Origin of the sequence: Streptococcus sp. 20925_1_77, assembly GCF_041432125.1 — a bacterium.
Lineage (GTDB): Bacteria > Bacillota > Bacilli > Lactobacillales > Streptococcaceae > Streptococcus.
Window position 1 is genome coordinate 14,423 of record NZ_JAPVZB010000013.1, and the last position, 18,030, is coordinate 32,452.

Here is an 18,030-nt window from a genome sequence, read left to right on the forward strand (position 1 = left end):
GCCTTCTCTTATGATTTAGACAAGAGACACTACAGGTCTTTTAATTTCTTAAGAAACTGACGATCTCTGTAAGGATTCAAGTGTTGCTCTGCTACCTTCTTGTAGTAATTCTTATCTTCTTTCAAGAAGGTACTCAAGGCAGGAGCGAGCTCTTCTCCTTTCCCCTTTTGATCAGATAAGTAAGCTAATAGATAATGAACCATTCCCTTATCCCGAGAATTGGCAGATTGTTTCATCGTCCTTTCTTTTCGAGCCAGATAATCCGCAACCTTCTCCTGATCCCCTTGCTGACAAGCAATCAAGGATTGGTAAAATTCGAGCAATTCTTCCTTCCAAGGGAAACGAACACTGGACAAAATCTTCTGAGCTCTGTCAAAACAGAGGCGAGCTTGAATCAAATCTCCCTTCCAATAATAGGCGATCCCAAGATCAATATCAAAGACGACACGGACAGAATCAACAGCTTGATCTCCCACCAAACGCAGAACCTCTTCTAAGTGGGTGACCGCTACTTGGAAATGGCCTCTCACTTGCTCGATTTCAGCGAGATAGGCCAAAGAAGCCGCAATTTGAATGGCATACTTAGTCTGCATGCTATTGGTCAAACTAAAGCAATCAATGGAGCGATACAGATGCCGAGTCGCCTGCTCCTCATCCCCAACCATCAGGTGATACAAGCCTTTCAAACGCAACTGGATCGCGATGACCTCATGATTATTAGCTTGGATGGCATCTTCCAAAGCCAAATCTGTATAATAAGCCATCTCAGAGATATTTTCCGTTTGAATGCAATAATAAATGATTTGCCGATAACCCTCTAAGAGGAAGTCGGATTGCTTGAGTTCCCGCGCATAGGAGATGACTTTTTGGATATCATGAATCCCCTTTTGATACTCCCCACTTCGAATAAAATAGCGACCTTCTAGGTACAAGTAACGCAGTTGTAAATGCTTGTATTCTCTATCTCTTTGGTGCCTTGAAAAGAGATTATCTAATTCTTGGCGTATACGGGATAGCTCTCCAAAAATGTCCAAACGGCTATTTGTACCATCTGATAGGAACCCCTCATCTACCTTGGAATAAATCGGAAACAGTTCATGCTCCAGCTGAAGGATTTCTTCTAAGTAGGTCAACTCAAACGATAAGGAACGCAAAAGATTTTGGGATCGCTTATATTGGTAGGCAATTTCCTTATAAAGAAGAAGGTCCGTCGAATCTTCTAAGCTTTCTTCCAATTTTTGCGCAATTTGTTGGTGGAAGAGCCGCCGTCTAGCTGGCGAAAGAAGATGGTAAAAGTACATAGCTACCAATTGCTTGCAGAATTGAACCAAGAGAGCCTCGTCTTCTTCTACGATTGAGACGATCGCTCTTTCAGATAAAGGCTCGATTAATTCAGTCAAAACAGGAAGCTCTGTAGCCGTCAATTCTGCCAAGATAGACAGAGAAATTGGCTTATGAAAACAAGATAGGTAGTGAAGAAGGGCCTCTTCTTCACTGCTCATATCCCCAAGTTCCTGAGAAAGATAGGCTTGAATGATATCAGGCAAGGGTTCTAAATTTTCATTTTCTTTCCACTCTTCGATATAGCTGGACAGTAAGAACGGACTGCCTTCACTCCATTCGACCATCTGCTCCATCACTGCCGGCTCTATTGCTCCCAGTTCCCCTTTCAAGAGAGCACGACTTTCACTTGGATCAAAATTGGTCAACTCTAGTTGAGACAGCCTTTTCTCTACCTTCAAGCTCCCCAAGAAGTTGACGAAAGAAGCTGGCAGAGGCTCTTCAGCTGTAAAAATCAGTTGCCATTTCTCCTGGTTTCTTCTCTCCTCTAGTTGTTTCACTTTTTCTAGAGACACTGCATCGATCCACTGGGCATTTTCAAGCAGAATCAGGAGCGGTTTTTCTTTGCTAAGGATCTGAAGCTGATTCCATACCGAAATGAGATCATCCTCCTCTTCCAGAAGGGAAATCCCCATCTCATCCCCCATTTTCTCTAGAGCTTGTCTGAGATCATTCCAGGTGCTTCCTTCGTAGCGTTGACTAGTAGCTTTTCCTTCAACCTTGATAAAGTTAAAACTGCGATTGGACATCAAGACCAACTGTCGTAACAGACGTTTCTTACCTGTCCCAGATTGTCCCATCACGAGAAAAGGACCTACTGCTTCACCCGTCTCGACTAAGGAAAGGTATTCCTCAAGTTGTGAGAGTTCTTGTTTCCGGCCAAAAAAGGAAAGTTCACGGATATTCAAGCGATTCGTCAGTTTATGAGTTCGTTTGGCTTCCAAAACGGAGTGATAAAGTTCCTCAATCGCTCGACTGGGACGCACACTGAGCTCGCGATCCAATAAATCGACAAGTTTATAATAGGTCTCGAAAAATTTTCCTAACTGGTGATGGAAACTATAATACTCCATCAAGAGCTGGTAGTTTTTCTCTTCAAATTCATCCAGCTCTACCAAATGATGGAGCAAGAGTTCTATACTAGGATCTCCGAAACCGACCTTTTTAATTTTTTGATAGCAGCTTTCGACGTAGAGCTTCCTATAAGCATCCCGTTTGCGAGAAGCCCACTGATCAAATTCTTCATCATCTTTGACATAGAAGCCCTCTAAAAAGTCTCCCCGATATAGATCCAAGGCACTTAGTGGATCTCTTTCAAAGAACTGGACATCCAAAGAAAGACTCAAATCAGGATTAAGAGCCAAACTGCTCCGGTTTGGAGAGACAATGATATCTCCCTCAAAGATTTTATTGGCTTGGTAAACCGTATTCCGTAAGTTTTTGCGGGCTACTTGGTTTTCCTTAGCTCCCCAAAGAATACCGGCGATTTCATCACGGTTTACCTGGCCCATAACTGCTAAATAATAAAGTAAGGCCTCCATCTTCGAAAAAGAAAAACGAATATCTTTCTGATTAAAAACAACCTTAGGGGGTCCAAATAATTTCAGCTTAAGCTCTTTTTTCATTGCAAGCGCCTCCAAAAACTTCATATTAATACTATAAAAAAAAAGTTGGTTTTTAGCAAGTGATTGACCCGAATAAAAAGAGACTGAGAACTATTCTTTCTCAATCTCTACACTTCCTACTAAAAGTGTTGATTAATTCACTTCAAAATTCGGTTGATGAGCAAATAAGGCCTTTGTTGCTTGGTAGACGTGGTAAGCGACATCTTCATTGTTCATGGTGTAAAGATGGACACCTGCCACATCTTGAGTAACCAAATCAACGATTTGATCGACTGCATAAGCCAAGCCAGCTGCGCGAAGAGATTCTGGATCATGCTCATACTTGTCTAAAATGGCTTTAAACTTCCGTGGGATATGAACATTTTCACAAGTTTTGAGGAGACGAAGGGCCTGGTTTCTGTTAAGAATCGGCATCACTCCTGCATGAATAGGAACATTGATCCCAGCTAAAGTACACTTATCTTGAAAATCATAGAAACGCTCATTGTCAAAGAAAAGTTGAGTCACTAGGCTCGAACATCCAGCATCCACTTTCTTTTTCAGATTTTGAATATCTGAAATTTGATTTGGAGAATCTGGGTGACCTTCTGGGTAACAAGCACCAATCACATCAAAGTGAGGAGCTTCTGTTTTAATAAATTCAATCAAGTCCGTTGCATAACGAAAGTCTTTTAAAGGTTCCACACCAGGAATAATATCTCCACGAAGGGCCAAGATACGGTGAACTCCTACTTGATCTAACTCATGAAGGGTATCTGCTACCTTTTCCTTACTGAGATAGATAGCTGGTAAGTGGGCAATGGTCGGAATAGACAATTCATTCTGAATATGATTGGCTAAAGCAACCGTCGTCTCTTTGATATTGTATTTGTTATTGCTAGCGGTCACACTAATAAAGTGAGGGGCTAGCTCCTGCATATTTGCCAAGGCCCGGAGGAGTTTGGCATTGCCTACTTCAGGATTTGGAGGAAAAACTTCAAATGACAGAGACGGTGTGTGTTGTGACATATTCTATCCTTTTCTTTTGTTTCGTTGATCAAGAACTCTGAGCCACTGTTTCTAGGATAAGGGATGAGTCGAAAACCCTCTACACGATGATAGAAGGTCCTCGAAACATTTTCTTACAAGTGTTCACGCGCTTCTTTAGCAGCATTAACTAGTTTGATCAAGCTTTCTTTTGTTTCTTTAATTCCGCGAGTCTTCAAACCACAGTCAGGGTTGATCCAAACTTTGCCACTTGGTACTTTGGCCAAGATCGCTTCGATAGTGTGATCAATTTCACCGTCTTGTGGGACACGTGGTGAGTGGATATCGTAAACCCCAGGTCCAACTTCTGTTTGGAAGTTTTTGGCTTTCAACTCATCCAAGATTTCAAGGTTTGAACGGCTAGCTTCAAATGAGATGACGTCCGCATCCAAGTTATCGATCGCTGGGATGATATCTGTAAATTCTGAGTAACACATGTGCGTGTGGATTTGTGTATCTGGCGCTACAGTTGAGTGTACCAAACGGAAGGCTGGAATCGCCCAGTCAAGGTAATCTTCGTACCAGTCGCTACGACGAAGTGGCAATTTCTCACGAAGAGCAGCTTCGTCGATTTGGATGATTTTCACGCCTGCAGCTTCAAGGTCAAGAACTTCATCCTTGATAGCAAGAGCGATTTGAAGAGTAGAATCCTTGATAGAGATGTCTTCACGTGGGAATGACCAGTTAAGAATGGTAACAGGTCCAGTCAACATCCCTTTAACAGGTTTATCTGTACGGCTTTGTGCGTAGCTAGACCATTTCACAGTGATTGGGTTAAGACGAGTAACATCTCCCCAGATGATTGGTGGTTTCACCCCACGCATACCGTATGATTGTACCCAACCGTTTTTAGAGAAGAGGTAACCAGACAAGTTTTGACCGAAGTACTCAACCATGTCGTTCCGTTCAAATTCACCGTGTACAAGAACATCAAATCCAACTTCTTCTTGCCATTTGATCCATTCATCAATTGTTTCAGCAAGGAAGGCATCGTATTCTTCTTGAGTCAATTCACCCTTACGGAAGGCCAAACGTTTAGCACGAACTTCTTTCGTTTGAGGGAATGAACCGATGGTTGTTGTTGGAAGCGCTGGAAGTTTGAAGGATTCTTTTTGGATTTCTTCGCGTTCTGCGAAAGCTGGCAAACGAGTGTAGTCTGCTTCTGTCAACGCTGCGATACGAGCATGAAGTTCAGCATTTGCTCCGACACGTTCGGTTGCAAAGAGTTCTTTGTTGGCAGCAAGAGCTTCTGCACCTTGACCATTGCGGATGGCATCCAAATCACGCAATTCACCCAATTTTTCAACCGCAAAGGCGAAGTGGTCCAAAATAGCTGGTTCAAATTCTTCATTAGCAGTTGTAAATGGCACATGAAGAAGGGAGCAAGAAGTCGTCAAGACAACCTTTTCAGCTGGAACTTGATCCAAGATTTCTAAGCTCTTTTCATAGTTGTTGCGCCAGATGTTTTTCCCATTCACAATACCAGCATAAAGGGTCTTATCAGCTGGGAAGCCACCTTTCACCAATTCAAGTGTTTTCTTCCCTTCAACAAAGTCAAGACCAATACCATCTACTGGCAAGTTCACAAGGTCAGCGTAGACATCACGAACATCACCAAAGTAGGTTTGAATCAAGACTTCAAGGCCTTTCTTGTCCGCCAAGAGTTTGTTGTAGAGGTTCAAGAAGAGGGCTTTTTCTTCAGCTGACAAATCTTTGACAAGAGCTGGCTCATCGAGTTGGATACGAGTCGCACCAAGCTCTGCCAATTTTGCAAAGACTTCTTGGTAAGCAGCAACCAGGCTGTCGACGAAGTCTTCCGCTTTCACACCATCTTCAAAGTCAGATAATTGAAGGAATGTGAAGGGTCCAACGACTACTGGACGAGTGTTGATTCCCAATTCTTTAGCTTCTTGGTACTCATCAAAAATCTTGTGACCTGCCAATTTCACTTCTGTTGTTTTTTCAAATTTAGGAACAATGTAATGGTAGTTCGTGTTGAACCATTTTTTCATTGGAAGGGCACGCACATCCCCTTTTTCACCTTGATAACCACGCGCCAAAGCAAAGTATTGTTCAAGGTCTGTCAAATCCAAGTTTTGAACAGATGCAGGCACGACGTTGAAAAGGAAGGCTGCATCAAGAAAATTGTCGTAATGTGAGAAGTCATTTGAAGGAATCTCTGAGATGCCTTGCTCTTTGACAATGTTCCAGTGTTTTGCACGCAAGTCTTTGGCAGCTGCCAAGAGCTCGTCTGCTGAGATTTCTTTTCTAAAGTATTTTTCAGTTGTAAATTTTAATTCACGGAATTCACCCAAACGTGGGAAACCGATAATTGTAGTTGACATGTTGTGTCCTCCAAAAATTCTAATTGACACTATCATATCAGAAGATAGCCATCTTGTATAATTGCTTTTACACGAATTTTGATATAGGCAAAAACTATAACACGGATTTAATAGGCCTTGGGACCAGAGATCAAAAGCAAAAACTAGGACTACTTATAAATATTTCCTATATCCCATGCATCACCGAACCATTTTTGAGAGGATTTTGAGCGGATTCTGCTAGAAGAACAACCCCTAAAAAGCAAAACAGGCCTTCTCTATTGAGAAAGACCTGCTTTTATAAGGAGGTTCGTTCCTTAATTTTTCATTTGCTTCATTAGGCTAATTTGACACAGAAGGCATCCCAAGGGGCTAACTTGCCCGATTCGAGGACTTGCTCCACCTTGGTATTGGCAATGAGAACCTCTTCAACCCCATTGACAAGCGGTAAGTCTTGCTCTTGGCTTGAAAGATTGACAACAACCAAATAGGCTTGGTCTCCTTCTACCCGCTTGTAAGCAAAAACCTTGTCTACTGCGTCCACCAATTCATAATCAGCCGTCACAAGCCAAGGATGCTCTTTTCTCAAGGCCACCAGAGCTTGGTAGGTATAGAAAATGGAGTCCGGATCTGCTAGGGCAGCCCCAACATTGATCTCTTTGTAGTTTGGGTTGACCGCAAGCCATGGTTGACCTGTCGTAAAGCCAGCTTCTGCTTCATCATTCCACTGCATCGGTGTCCGCGCATTGTCCCGACCAATATGGCGGATCTGATCCATGATCACTTCGAGTGGCACTCCTTTTTCTAAGGCTTCATGGGCATAGTTGATTGACTCGATATCTTCTACATCCTCGAGGGTCTTAAATGGATAATTGGTCATCCCAATTTCTTCCCCTTGATAGATATACGGAGTTCCCTTCATCAAGTGAAGCAGAATCGCCAAAGCCTTGGCAGATTTAACACGGTAGTCACCATCATCCCCCCAAGTTGACACAATCCGTGGGAGATCGTGGTTGTTCCAAAAGAGGGAATTCCAGCCTTCGTCTTTTCCTAATTCCGTCTGCCACTTGGTGAAAATTTCTTTCAATTTTGGCACATCCAATTCCTTAGCGTAGTGCCACTTTGGTTGACCCGGTTGGTATTGAAGGCCTATGTGTTCAAATTGGAAAACCATGGACAATTCTTGATTTTTTGGATTGGAGTATTGCTTGGCAATCTCTGGAGTTGCTCCCCAAGTTTCTCCCACTGTGAGCAGATCCTTATCGCCAAAGGTCGCTTGATTCATTTCCTTCAAGTAAGGATGGAGCATGGGACCATTGCTGATGATTTCCTGATCTGGGATCTTACCGATCATATCGATCACATCCATACGGAAGCCACCAATTCCCTTGTCAATCCAGAAATTCATCATGTCATAGATCTGATGACGGAGCTCCTCATTTTCCCAGTTGAGGTCTGGTTGCTTCTTACTAAAGTTATGCAGGTAGTATTGACCAGAAGCTTCATCGAACTCCCAAGCAGAGCCACTAAAAGCAGAAATAATGCCATTGGGCTCATCGCGCCAAATATAGAAATCCCGCTTTGGACTGTCTGGATTTTCACGCGCCTCGATAAACCAAGCATGCTCATCAGAGGTATGGTTGACCACCAAGTCCATGATGATTTTGATCTTGCGTTTCTGACCTTCTGCGATCAATTCTTCCATATCTTCCATGGTACCAAAGATGGAGGCAATATCCTCGTAATCCGAGATGTCATAGCCGTTATCATCCATGGGACTCTTGTAGACTGGTGAGAGCCAGATGGCTGTAATCCCTAGCTTTTCCAGATAGTCTAGCTTGCTCGTGATCCCCTTGAGATCCCCTATGCCATCGCCATTACTATCCTTGAAACTTTTTGGATAAACTTGGTAAATTACGGCGTTATGCCACCATTTTTGTTCCATTTTTTCTTCTCCTTTATGATTGTGAAATCATTTTCATCATACAAAAATAGGGGTGAAATTGCAAGAGTTTACAAGTCTTCTCCCTCTTCACTGGAATAAATCACTTCAAAGAGACGTTGGCGCAAGCCTTCCTCCAAAGGTGTGATGACCTTCATCAACTGTTTCCAATCCTTCGCTCTTGAACAAGCCGCAAATAATTCATTTTTCCTATCGTAGGCCAGGTTGGCAGATTTCAAGAGTTCAAACATCCGATCTTCTTTAGCAATCGGATGCGATTGCAGCTCACCCATCGCAATTTCCTGACTTTGATTGTCCACTAAAATAGGGGCTGTCTCAAAGGTATGGAGCAAGAAACGGTGCTGTCTCTTTTCAGGAAGCAAGGCTAGATCACCTGACAGATCCATCCTAATCTTTTTTTCATCCCAATCGACTGTTAGGCGGGTTTCAACCTTGCTAGCTCCTTCTCCTTCGACGAGTACGAAGGAACGATTGTCACCTGGGAAGAGATGCCAGTCCAGCATTTCTGGAAGGTCTACTCCTGTCTGTGGTTGTGCATCCATAGGGATGATGGCTCCTGCACGTGCAAAGACCGGAATATCCTGGCTGGTCCTAAAGACCGTAAGCTTGCCTCTTCCTTCATACTTCCAATCATGGAAGAAATCGTACCAAACGCCGTCTGGGAACCAAACGCTCACAGAAGCACTATGAAAGACAGGATCCAGCGCTTCGGTAATTGGTGCCACCATGAGTTCACTACCAAAGAAATATTGATTCTTCGCTTCATAAGCCTCTTCTTCATTTGGATAGTGGTAATAGAGGGGTTGAACCAAAGGTAGCCCTTCTTCATGCGTCGCCACATTCATGGTGTAAAGATAAGGCAGTAAGCTGTGACGCAGGCGCAAATACTGCTTCATCCAGCGACAGGTCTCAGGCGAGTAAAACCACGGTTCCTTGCTGTTAAAGGCATTACAAGAACTATGGAGACGATTGATCGGGCTAAAGACCCCAAATTGCAACCAGCGAAGAGCCAAGTCTTCATCATAGTAACCCCGCATATGGCCACCAATATCGTGACTCCACCACGTATAACCGATATTTGAAGCTGTGCTGGTAAAATAGGGTTGAAAGGCTAGGGATTCCCAAGTCACAATGGTATCCCCTGAAAAACCGATCGGATACCGGTGGCTGCCAGGACCCCCATAACGCGATAAGATGAGACCAGCTTGGCCTTTTCGACAATTGTCTAGATAATGATAGTGATTTAACAACCAAAGGGGATCCATCTTGCCATGACTACCTTGCTGCCAATCAATCCACCAAAAGTCCACTCCTTGATCTTCCAAGGGATGGTGGACATCTTCGAAATAGGCTTCGCGAAAGGCTGGACTGTAAAAGTCAAAGCTAGCCGCTTCTTCTTTTTTCGCATCTAATCCCAAGCGTTTTGCGACCATAGGGTAAGCATCTTCGAAGGCGCGAATGCCATCTGCTGGATGGACATTTAAGGTCACCTTTAAACCACGCTCATGAAGACCATGTAAGAAGGCAGCAGGATCAGGAATCAAGTCCCGGTTCCAACTATAGCCCGTCCAACCACTTCCAAAGCGAGCAGGAATTGCTGTCTTGTGCCAGTCCATATCGATCACACTGACAGCCAAAGGCACCCCTTCAGCCTTGAAACGATCCATCAAATCTGTGTACTCCTGACTGGTATAAGGCCAATACCGACTCCACCAGTTTCCCAGAGCATAACGTGGCAAGAGGGGTGGTTGTCCCGTCAGATGGTAAAAATCTTTCAAGGCCCCTAGATAATCGCGCCCATAACCGAAGAAATACAGATCCACTTCTGGACATGGCCGTGCTCTAAATCCGCTTTCGACATCATACAAGTAGGAACTGGAATCATCCAAAAGAGCATAACCGGCCTTGCTCAAGATCCCATCTTCCAACTCCATAGCTCCATCGACCTCGTCAAGCGTCCGACTGGTCCCCTTCAAGGTCTCAGGCTGATCTCCATAGTGCCACCGGCTACCATAGACTGCATACTGACCCTTGAGCTCGATAAAAAGTCGATCCGGTGTAAAAGGTCCCTTTTCAAAATGAAGGTGGAGATTCTCCGTATGCAGATCGAGGACCTCTTCTGTCTCTACGACCTCACAGGCTACAGGTCCAAAATCACGATTTTGCACAACTTGCGTCTGACCATCCTCAAAAACACCATCCTCTGAGTATTCCAAGCGCACCAAAGATTCCGTTAATACGGAGATTCGGTAGTTCTCTCCCTGTATCACTGATCCTGCCATTTGTCGTTCCTCCGCTTTTATGGGCATCTGACTGCCCGCTTTTTATCTGCTTCGCCTCGCTGTGTAAGCGTTTACGGTTATACTATAGCACTCAAAAAAAGGCCTGTCAACACCTGACAGAGCCTTTCCTAAAATTTTATAAGATCAACTTCCCCAACGGATCAAGAGATACATGAGACTCGAACCAAACATATCTGCCAAGGCATGCATGAGGAAAAATGGCAAGAGATTCTTGACGACCTTGAGGACGGACGTTAGGTGAAATTATCCAGTGGATGATTTCAGCAATCCAGGAAGTTCCATGACTAAATTAAGATACAGAGGGCGTCTGCGGAGTAAAAATTAAAAATCATATTTCTGCAGAACCATTTCACCTATTTTAGTTAAAAAATAGGTGATCAACATTCTGAGGCTAGGACAAAAGTCCTAGCCTCTTAATTGTTTTTGGATTGTTGAGCAAAACGCAGTGGTTGAGTGGGCTCTACTACGCTGATTTCATCAGCTTTTACAGCCCTACTCAACTGTGCGGAGGTGGGACGACGAAATCGAATTCTAATGAATTACCGATTTCTGTCCCACTCTCAATTACACGATTAGTCTAACAAGTCTTGGATTCTATCCAGATACTGGTTGTCTGTCACCGCCATCACGCGCACCCCTTCTGGCCAGATAAAGTCGGGAGCAATCTGAATATGAAGCGGTTGATCTTCCGCATCTCGATAACCAATAATGTTGAGATGGTACTCCTCTCTGACAGCCAAGTCCTGAAGACTTTTTCCTACCCAGCTGGATGGAACCGTAAACTCGACTACTACCACTTCTTCATCCAACTGGAAAACTTCAATCCGGTGTTGGAAAAGAACCATTTTAGCGAGGGACATGCCTGCTTCTACCTCTGGCAGGATGACCAAATCAGCCCCAATCTTTTCCAGAATTTCTTTGGTCACTTCATTTTTGACCTTGGCAATGACATGCTCGACTCCAAGCGCCTTACAATGCATGACAGCCAGCACACTGGACTCCAGGTTTTCACCCGTCGCGATCACGACTGTGTCACAGTTCCCAATATCTGCTGCATCCAAGAGGTCCAACTCCGTAATGTCTCCAACAATTCCAGTTGTAATCATAGATTCATACTGATTAATCACATCTTCGTGATCATCAATTGCAACAATATCCACATCCTGGTCCTGCAGAGTTTTCAGGACACTCTGTCCAAAAATTCCTAATCCTAATATTCCAATGGTTCGATTCACCATAAGTCTCTCCTATCCGATAATGATGTCTGCTTTAGCATATTGCAAGGCATCTGCCTTCTTAGCTTTGTAATTTTTCAAACTGACCATGAGGGTCAAGGGGCCGATCCGACCGATAAACATGAGCACCATGATGATCCCCAGCCCTGCTCCATTTAAGGTCGAGGTCACATTGGCTGTCACGCCTACTGTCGCTAGAGCCGATACTGCCTCAAAGACCAGGTACAAAAAGCGTTGACCATCCGGAGTCACGAGACAAAGACCAAAGAGTCCAAGGAGAAAAGTCAACTGGAAAATTACTGCCGTCCCCAAAGAGCGTTGGACCAAGTCTGGTGCGATGGTGCGCTTACCCAGGTTGGTATGTGGCAAGCCGAGCAACTCTTTGCGCGCTAAGAGAATCAGCACCAAGAAGGTGGTGATCTTCATCCCCCCTGCTGTCCCGCCTGGTGCTCCTCCTAGGAACATCTGTAAGAGATAGATAAAGAGCGTTACTGGCCGGACTGCTGTATAATCTAGCGAAGCAAAACCAGCTGTCCGCATACTGACAGTTTGGAAGAAGCTGACCAAGATCTTCTCTCCTAATGGAAGGGACCCAATCGTTGCTGGATTAGTAAACTCGGTCAAAAGACTAGTCACTGTCCCAAAGAGAAGGATCGCAGCTGTTAACCAGAGAACCACCTTGGTATGGAAGCGAAGAGTCCGCCGTCCTGATTGATTGCGGGCCTTGGTGGCTAGGTCAAACCAGACCATGAAGCCCAAGCCCCCAGTAATAATAAGGGCAGACAAGGTCAGATTGACCAACCAATCGGTCTGGAAGCTCATCATACTATCACCTCCAAAATTATCAAAGCCCGCATTACAAAAGGCCGAGACCGCAACAAAGATGGAGTTAAAGATCCCATGCCCCCAGCCAAAGCGAGGGATAAAGCGGGTCATGAGGAGCAAGGCCCCCACCCCTTCGATGGTAAAGGTGGTAATAAAGATGGAGCGGACAAAACGGGCCAAGCTCTGGTTATTGCTAAAACTAAAACTGTCCCGAATGGTCTGCCGGTCCTTGTAACTAAGTTTTTGGCGACCTTCCATAAAGAAGAGACCGATAAAGGTCAAGATCCCTAGGCCTCCGATCTGGATCAAGAGCATACAGATCAATTGCCCCAAACCATTATAGGTCGAAGCCACCGACTGGGTAAAGAGCCCCGTCACACAGACCATGGAGACCGCTGTAAAGAGGTGGTCGATATAGCCTGCTTTTGAGCTCGCTTGCTGGACAAAAGGCAGACTCAATAAGAGCGAGCCCACCAGGATAACCAAGGCAAAGCTGAGAAAGATTCGCCTTGCCGGAGACAGGCTTTTAATTTTGGCCTGCCATTGTTTAAAAAATAATTTGACTAACATAGCTTCATTGTATCATAAAAAGTGAAAAGACCTACAAGTGATGAACCATCTCTAGGCACAATTCTAGGGCCTTCTCAAAAGCTTCAGCCCCCCAGTCACGCTGGTCATAATTTTCTAGGTCTGCAAGAGAATCTGCGGTAAATAGGAGCAAGCCCCAAACTGCATCACGAAGCTGGGCGACTGCTGCAAGTGAGGCACACTCCATCTCCACAACACGACACCCTTCTTCAATGCGATAGGCCACCTTGTCAGGTGTTTCTCTATAAAAACCGTCCGTCGACCAGGTCATGACCTCTTGATAAGGAATGGCCTGCTGTTTTAGAACTGTTTCAATGGCGGTCAGTGCACGACTGTCCACTTCGATATAACGAGAAGGCGCTACATAATGGTAACTAGCTCCCTCATCTCGCAAGGCCTTGGTCGGGATCAAAAAGGCATTTTCTTCTATATCTACCAAGACGCCACAGCTACCCGAGGAAATGATCTTCTTCACCCCATAGCCAATCAACCAATCCATGAATTGGGCAGTAGCTGCAGATCCAACTGGCGCTTGTGCCAAGCAGACTTCCTCCCCTTGATGCTTCAGAACATAGACTGGATAAGCCTTGGTAGCTGAGACAAAGGTAGCCACTTGCTCAGCTCCAACAGTTTTGGAAAAGCGGTCAATCTCATCCCCTAAGAAAGCATAAACGCATTTTTCAGGCAGGTGCAGGTCTAACCCCTCATGGGTCGGCATAATGACTGCCTGCGGGTTGTCATCAAACTCTAAAATAGGAATTTCATGTTTTTGGATCATCCCTTCTCCTTTTTAATGGGTATTTCTTTGATGACACGGGCTGGGTTTCCTGCAAGGACCACATTGTCTCCAAAAGACTTGGTTACGACTGCCCCAGCGCCAGCGACCACATTATCACCCAGCGTGACACCAGGAAGGATGGTGACCCCTCCTCCTGCCCAGAAATTGTCTCCTATCGTAATCGGAGCTCCGTACTCAAGACCCGAGTTGCGCTCATCTGGATCCAGCGGGTGTAAGGGGGTCAAAAATTGGCAATTAGGACCAATCATGGCATTCTTTCCAATCGTAATGGGACAAATATCCAACATGGTCAAATTGTAATTGGCATAGAAATGCTCTCCCAAATGGATGTTGACGCCGTAATCCACAAGAACCTGACGATTGAGATAGAGTTTGTCGCCAGTAGAGCCAAACCACTCTTTGATGATGGCCGCTCCTTTTTTAGGGTCCACCTCTTGATTAAAGGCTTCCTGCTTCTCCCGAGAAGCTTTGGCTAAAGCCCGTAATTCAGGGTCCGCAGGTCTATAATAGTCACCTGCAATCATTTTTTCATATTCACTGGCCATAAGGAAACCTCCACGTTAGTTTGACATATTATAGCAGAATTCCCCCTTTAAAACAAACGTCAGTAATAAGGTTTTCTAAGAAAAAGATCATAAATACTTAAATACGCTCAAGAAAACTTGCAATCGCTTACAAAATGATGTACAATAAAGACAAGAACAGCAATAAGGAGCGAATTCATGTACCAGGAACAACGGCTCGAAAAAATCCTAGAACTTTTAGAAGAGAAAAAACAGCTATCCGCTAAAGAAATGGTCGATTATTTCAAGGTCTCAAAAGATACTATCCGCAGAGACTTTGCCCTTCTGAGCCAACGCCAGCTTGTCCGTAGGACCCATGGTGGACTTCTCCCCTTAAACAAAGAACCCGGCCCTTCTTACCTAGACCGCAGTCAGAAAGCCAACAAGGAAAAGACTGCCATGGCTCAAAAGGCCCTGCAATTGATCCAAGATGGACAAATGATCTTTCTCGATGTTTCCACATCGATGACCCTGCTTGCTGGCATGCTGAATAAGGAAGTCACGGTCTATTCACATTCTCTTGACAATGCCATCCAGCTCAGTGGCCATTCCCAGGTTGACGTTCATCTCTTAGGCGGTAAATTCTACCCTAAAAACCGCTTCTACTATGACGCGAATCAAGCACACATACTGGACAATCTTCGCTTTGATCTTGCTTTTTTTGGAGCGAGTAGCTTAACCAATGGCGAAGTCACCTTTGAGGATGCTGAAGACGTTGCAGTCAAGTCTCTCGTTTTTGAACGGACTCGTACCAAGGTGCTGGTAGCAGAATGTGCCAAGTTCCACCAACATGCCAACTACTATCTCGCTCGTTTCCAACAATTTGACTATTGGATTACTGATCAAAAACCAAGTCCTGACATCCTTAAACAAATCGGCAGTGAAACCACTATTCTCTATTAGGAGGTCCTCATTATGTCTTACATTCGTCTCATCATCAGCGATATCGATGGTACCATCTTAAATGACCACCATCAGATCGATCCACAGTTGGCAGCATTGATCCCGGATTTAAAACGCGAAACCATTCCTTTCGTACTGGCCTCTGCTCGCTCTCCAAAAGGGATGGCTCCCATTGCCAGAGAACTCGGTATAGAAGACTGCCCCATGGCTTGCTACAATGGTGCCTTGATCCAAAAGGGAGAGCAGGTGCTTTTCGAGCATCCTTTGGACAAGACGGAGGCCCGGAACTTTATCGACTGGGCCAAAGCACACTTTCCTCAGGTTTCGATCAACCTCTATAGTGGAAAAGACTGGATGACCGACCGCCTTGACCAATGGAGTCAAGAGGAGGCCCGGATTACAGGAGAAAAACCTCTCATTCTTCCCCTATTGGATCCTTTGCTGGATGCGACAAAGCCCCTCCACAAATTGCTCTTAATTGGAGAGCCAGAAGAGATCCAAGCTCTCTATCGCACTATTTCTGCTGACGACTTCCCTTCTACCGCCTTTTATCTCTCCAAAGCCAACTACCTAGAAGTCACAGCTAAGAACGTTTCCAAAGAAGATGCTCTGATTGAGCTCGCCAACTACTACCACTTGAACTTAGAAGAAGTCCTCACCATGGGAGACAACTTCAACGACCTTCCTATGCTCAAAAAAGCAGGCATCGGAGTCGCTATGGGCAACGCTCCACAAGAAGTGAAAGAGGGAGCGACTGTCGTGACAAAGACCAACAATGAAAACGGGGCTGGGCAAGCAGTTGAAACCTATGTGTTGATTTAGAAACATAAATAAAGTGACTAGCTAGTATTTTTTACGGATAAAAAATATAGTAGAAATGCCGATAAAATAAGGATTCCTGCAAATTTGTAGGAATCCTATTTCTTTTTATATAATTTGTATATTAAACCTATTTTATGCATATTTCTCTAGTTTGGTTTTTTATTAATAATTAGGGATATAAAAACCAACAAAACCCTTGATTATTATACCGTTGACAACTTTGTGAAAAACCTGTATGATAGAAAAAAGTTTATTAAAAAGGGGACGTATTTTGAAAAAATATACTATTTCACGTAAACAAACTTTAACATTAGCTTCCGTTGTTTTAGGAACGGTCTTCACAGGAACGACTATCGCTTCTGCTGATGACGTTGCACCTAGCACAACCCAAGCTGCTCCTGCAGCTACTACAGCAACAAAATCACCTATCACGGCTGCAACAGAAGAAATCAACGCTAAAGCAAATACACCAGTTGTTCCTGCTGATAAAGCAAAAACCGGTGATGTCATCGCTGTGGACGTCAAAAAAACTGGCCCAGCTACTAAAACAGATGGTGCGGATACAACCACTACTTCAACAGCAACCATCAAAACCACTAGCTTAGCCGATCAAGACACACCTGTTGGCACTTCAAAACCAGTCTCTTCTACCAAGACAGCTACATCAACCAAAGAAACAGCTGACTACACTGAGACAACTACAGAAACCGTCAACAAAACAACTGTAGTCGAAGTCACAAAAGAAGCCGATGTGGTCAATAAAAAAGAAGTCCAAGGAACATCCGACATCGTCTTTGTCATTGATAAATCAAGTTCGATGGATTCTCACATCAATGATACGATGAAAAATGTTGAGACATTCGTCCGTAATTTATCTGCAAAAAATATCCAAGCACGCTTGGGATTGGTTGATTATGAAGACTCAAAGCATACCAACTACCATGATTTTAATGGATCAAAATTCACAACAGATCCAGAAAGCTTTATTTCTGCTTTAAAAGCAATCAAAACCTACGGTGGTTATGAAAATGCTACTGTTCCATTGCACCATATCGCTACTTCAGCGGATTATAACTGGGGGACTGGAGCAAACAATCATCGCTTTGCTTTCTTGATCACAGACGAAGACATTGATCTTACAAAAGATACACCAACCAAAGAAGCAACACTGAAGGCCCTTCAAGATGCAGGTATCTCTTTGACCGTAGTTGGTAAAACATATACATATATTAAAAAAGACTTTGCTCCATTGGTCAATGGGACAAATGGTCTCTACCTAGATATTGACAAAAACTTTGCTGACTTGTTGAACGTTCAATTTGCCAATAAAGTGGTTGAAACTGTCCAAAAAGGTCGTGTCTTTAAGGTACAAACAGACAAGTATGAGTTGATTTCAAAAACTCATCGCGTGGCGAAAGCAAAACCACAAACACCTAGCATCCAAACGCCTGCAACACCGACTCCTACTCCTCAAAAACCGGCTGTTGTAACACCTGCGAAACCGACAGTCTTCACACCAGCTAAAAACGAGCCTGTGAAAACAGAAGTCTATATCGCACCAGCAGCTCTTCCTCAAAAAGAAGCAAGCCTTCCAAATACAGGAAGCAAAAACTCCATTGCTTTGACGACTCTTGGCCTTGGTCTTCTTAGCATGGGTGCTGCCTTTGGTCTCTCTCGTAAAACAAAGAAAGACTAACGTTAACAAGCCTAATC

General features: G+C 44.2%; 12 protein-coding genes and 1 pseudogene. 3 read left to right on the forward strand and 10 right to left on the reverse strand.

Features of this window, described 5'->3' with window-relative positions:
- Positions 1-29: 29 nt before the first annotated feature.
- The 10 genes and pseudogenes from O3626_RS07540 to O3626_RS07585 all read right to left on the reverse strand — a co-directional run bounded on the left by O3626_RS07540 (position 30) and on the right by O3626_RS07585 (position 14,574).
- On the reverse strand, positions 30-2,966 hold the full coding sequence (locus O3626_RS07540) for an AAA family ATPase (protein ID WP_371496197.1): 2,937 nt from the start codon (positions 2,964-2,966) through the stop codon (positions 30-32).
- Positions 2,967-3,098: 132 nt separating this feature from the next.
- Positions 3,099-3,974, reverse strand: a complete 876-nt coding sequence (gene metF, locus O3626_RS07545) for a methylenetetrahydrofolate reductase [NAD(P)H] (protein ID WP_049490369.1) — start codon at positions 3,972-3,974, stop codon at positions 3,099-3,101.
- Positions 3,975-4,087: 113 nt separating this feature from the next.
- Positions 4,088-6,337: a 5-methyltetrahydropteroyltriglutamate--homocysteine S-methyltransferase gene (metE, locus tag O3626_RS07550; RefSeq protein WP_371496199.1), complete on the reverse strand. Its 2,250-nt coding sequence runs from the start codon at positions 6,335-6,337 to the stop codon at positions 4,088-4,090.
- A 316-nt stretch (positions 6,338-6,653) separates the two neighbouring features.
- Positions 6,654-8,261, reverse strand: coding sequence for an alpha-glucosidase (locus O3626_RS07555; protein ID WP_371496201.1), 1,608 nt, complete (start codon positions 8,259-8,261; stop codon positions 6,654-6,656).
- Between the two features lie 68 nt (positions 8,262-8,329).
- A complete protein-coding gene (locus O3626_RS07560; RefSeq protein WP_371496203.1) occupies positions 8,330-10,561 on the reverse strand; it encodes a TIM-barrel domain-containing protein in 2,232 nt (743 codons plus the stop codon).
- A gap of 144 nt (positions 10,562-10,705) precedes the next feature.
- A pseudogene (locus O3626_RS07565) lies at positions 10,706-10,798 on the reverse strand (CPBP family intramembrane glutamate endopeptidase); the annotation flags it as partial.
- A gap of 356 nt (positions 10,799-11,154) precedes the next feature.
- Positions 11,155-11,820, reverse strand: coding sequence for a TrkA family potassium uptake protein (locus tag O3626_RS07570; protein WP_371496205.1), 666 nt, complete (start codon positions 11,818-11,820; stop codon positions 11,155-11,157).
- A 9-nt stretch (positions 11,821-11,829) separates the two neighbouring features.
- Positions 11,830-13,212, reverse strand: a complete 1,383-nt coding sequence (locus O3626_RS07575) for a TrkH family potassium uptake protein (RefSeq protein ID WP_371496207.1) — start codon at positions 13,210-13,212, stop codon at positions 11,830-11,832.
- A gap of 31 nt (positions 13,213-13,243) precedes the next feature.
- Positions 13,244-14,008: a nucleoside phosphorylase gene (locus O3626_RS07580; RefSeq protein WP_371496209.1), complete on the reverse strand. Its 765-nt coding sequence runs from the start codon at positions 14,006-14,008 to the stop codon at positions 13,244-13,246.
- Positions 14,005-14,574: a sugar O-acetyltransferase gene (locus O3626_RS07585; RefSeq protein WP_295334814.1), complete on the reverse strand. Its 570-nt coding sequence runs from the start codon at positions 14,572-14,574 to the stop codon at positions 14,005-14,007. The genes O3626_RS07580 and O3626_RS07585 overlap by 4 nt, the downstream gene beginning before the upstream one ends.
- 177 nt (positions 14,575-14,751) lie before the next feature.
- On the opposite strand from O3626_RS07585, the gene O3626_RS07590 reads away from it, so the two are divergent.
- From O3626_RS07590 to O3626_RS07600, 3 genes are all read left to right on the forward strand, one after another.
- The gene (locus tag O3626_RS07590; RefSeq protein WP_021153820.1) at positions 14,752-15,495 is read left to right on the forward strand and encodes a DeoR/GlpR family DNA-binding transcription regulator; all 744 of its coding nucleotides are present in this window, start codon (positions 14,752-14,754) and stop codon (positions 15,493-15,495) included.
- Between the two features lie 12 nt (positions 15,496-15,507).
- Complete coding sequence (locus O3626_RS07595) at positions 15,508-16,317, forward strand: Cof-type HAD-IIB family hydrolase (protein WP_021153821.1); 810 nt, start codon at positions 15,508-15,510, stop codon at positions 16,315-16,317.
- Between the two features lie 271 nt (positions 16,318-16,588).
- On the forward strand, positions 16,589-18,013 hold the full coding sequence (locus O3626_RS07600) for a vWA domain-containing protein (protein ID WP_371496211.1): 1,425 nt from the start codon (positions 16,589-16,591) through the stop codon (positions 18,011-18,013).
- Positions 18,014-18,030 lie beyond the last annotated feature (17 nt).

Coding starts and splice junctions, on each gene's coding strand:
- O3626_RS07585 (WP_295334814.1), bottom strand. CDS start 14,574: ATGGCCAGTGAATATGAAAAAATGATTGCAGGTGACTATTATAGACCT.
- O3626_RS07560 (WP_371496203.1), bottom strand. CDS start 10,561: ATGGCAGGATCAGTGATACAGGGAGAGAACTACCGAATCTCCGTATTA.
- metF (WP_049490369.1), bottom strand. CDS start 3,974: ATGTCACAACACACACCGTCTCTGTCATTTGAAGTTTTTCCTCCAAAT.
- O3626_RS07540 (WP_371496197.1), bottom strand. CDS start 2,966: ATGAAAAAAGAGCTTAAGCTGAAATTATTTGGACCCCCTAAGGTTGTT.
- O3626_RS07555 (WP_371496201.1), bottom strand. CDS start 8,261: ATGGAACAAAAATGGTGGCATAACGCCGTAATTTACCAAGTTTATCCA.
- metE (WP_371496199.1), bottom strand. CDS start 6,337: ATGTCAACTACAATTATCGGTTTCCCACGTTTGGGTGAATTCCGTGAA.
- O3626_RS07580 (WP_371496209.1), bottom strand. CDS start 14,008: ATGATCCAAAAACATGAAATTCCTATTTTAGAGTTTGATGACAACCCG.
- O3626_RS07570 (WP_371496205.1), bottom strand. CDS start 11,820: ATGGTGAATCGAACCATTGGAATATTAGGATTAGGAATTTTTGGACAG.
- O3626_RS07575 (WP_371496207.1), bottom strand. CDS start 13,212: ATGTTAGTCAAATTATTTTTTAAACAATGGCAGGCCAAAATTAAAAGC.
- O3626_RS07590 (WP_021153820.1), top strand. CDS start 14,752: ATGTACCAGGAACAACGGCTCGAAAAAATCCTAGAACTTTTAGAAGAG.
- O3626_RS07595 (WP_021153821.1), top strand. CDS start 15,508: ATGTCTTACATTCGTCTCATCATCAGCGATATCGATGGTACCATCTTA.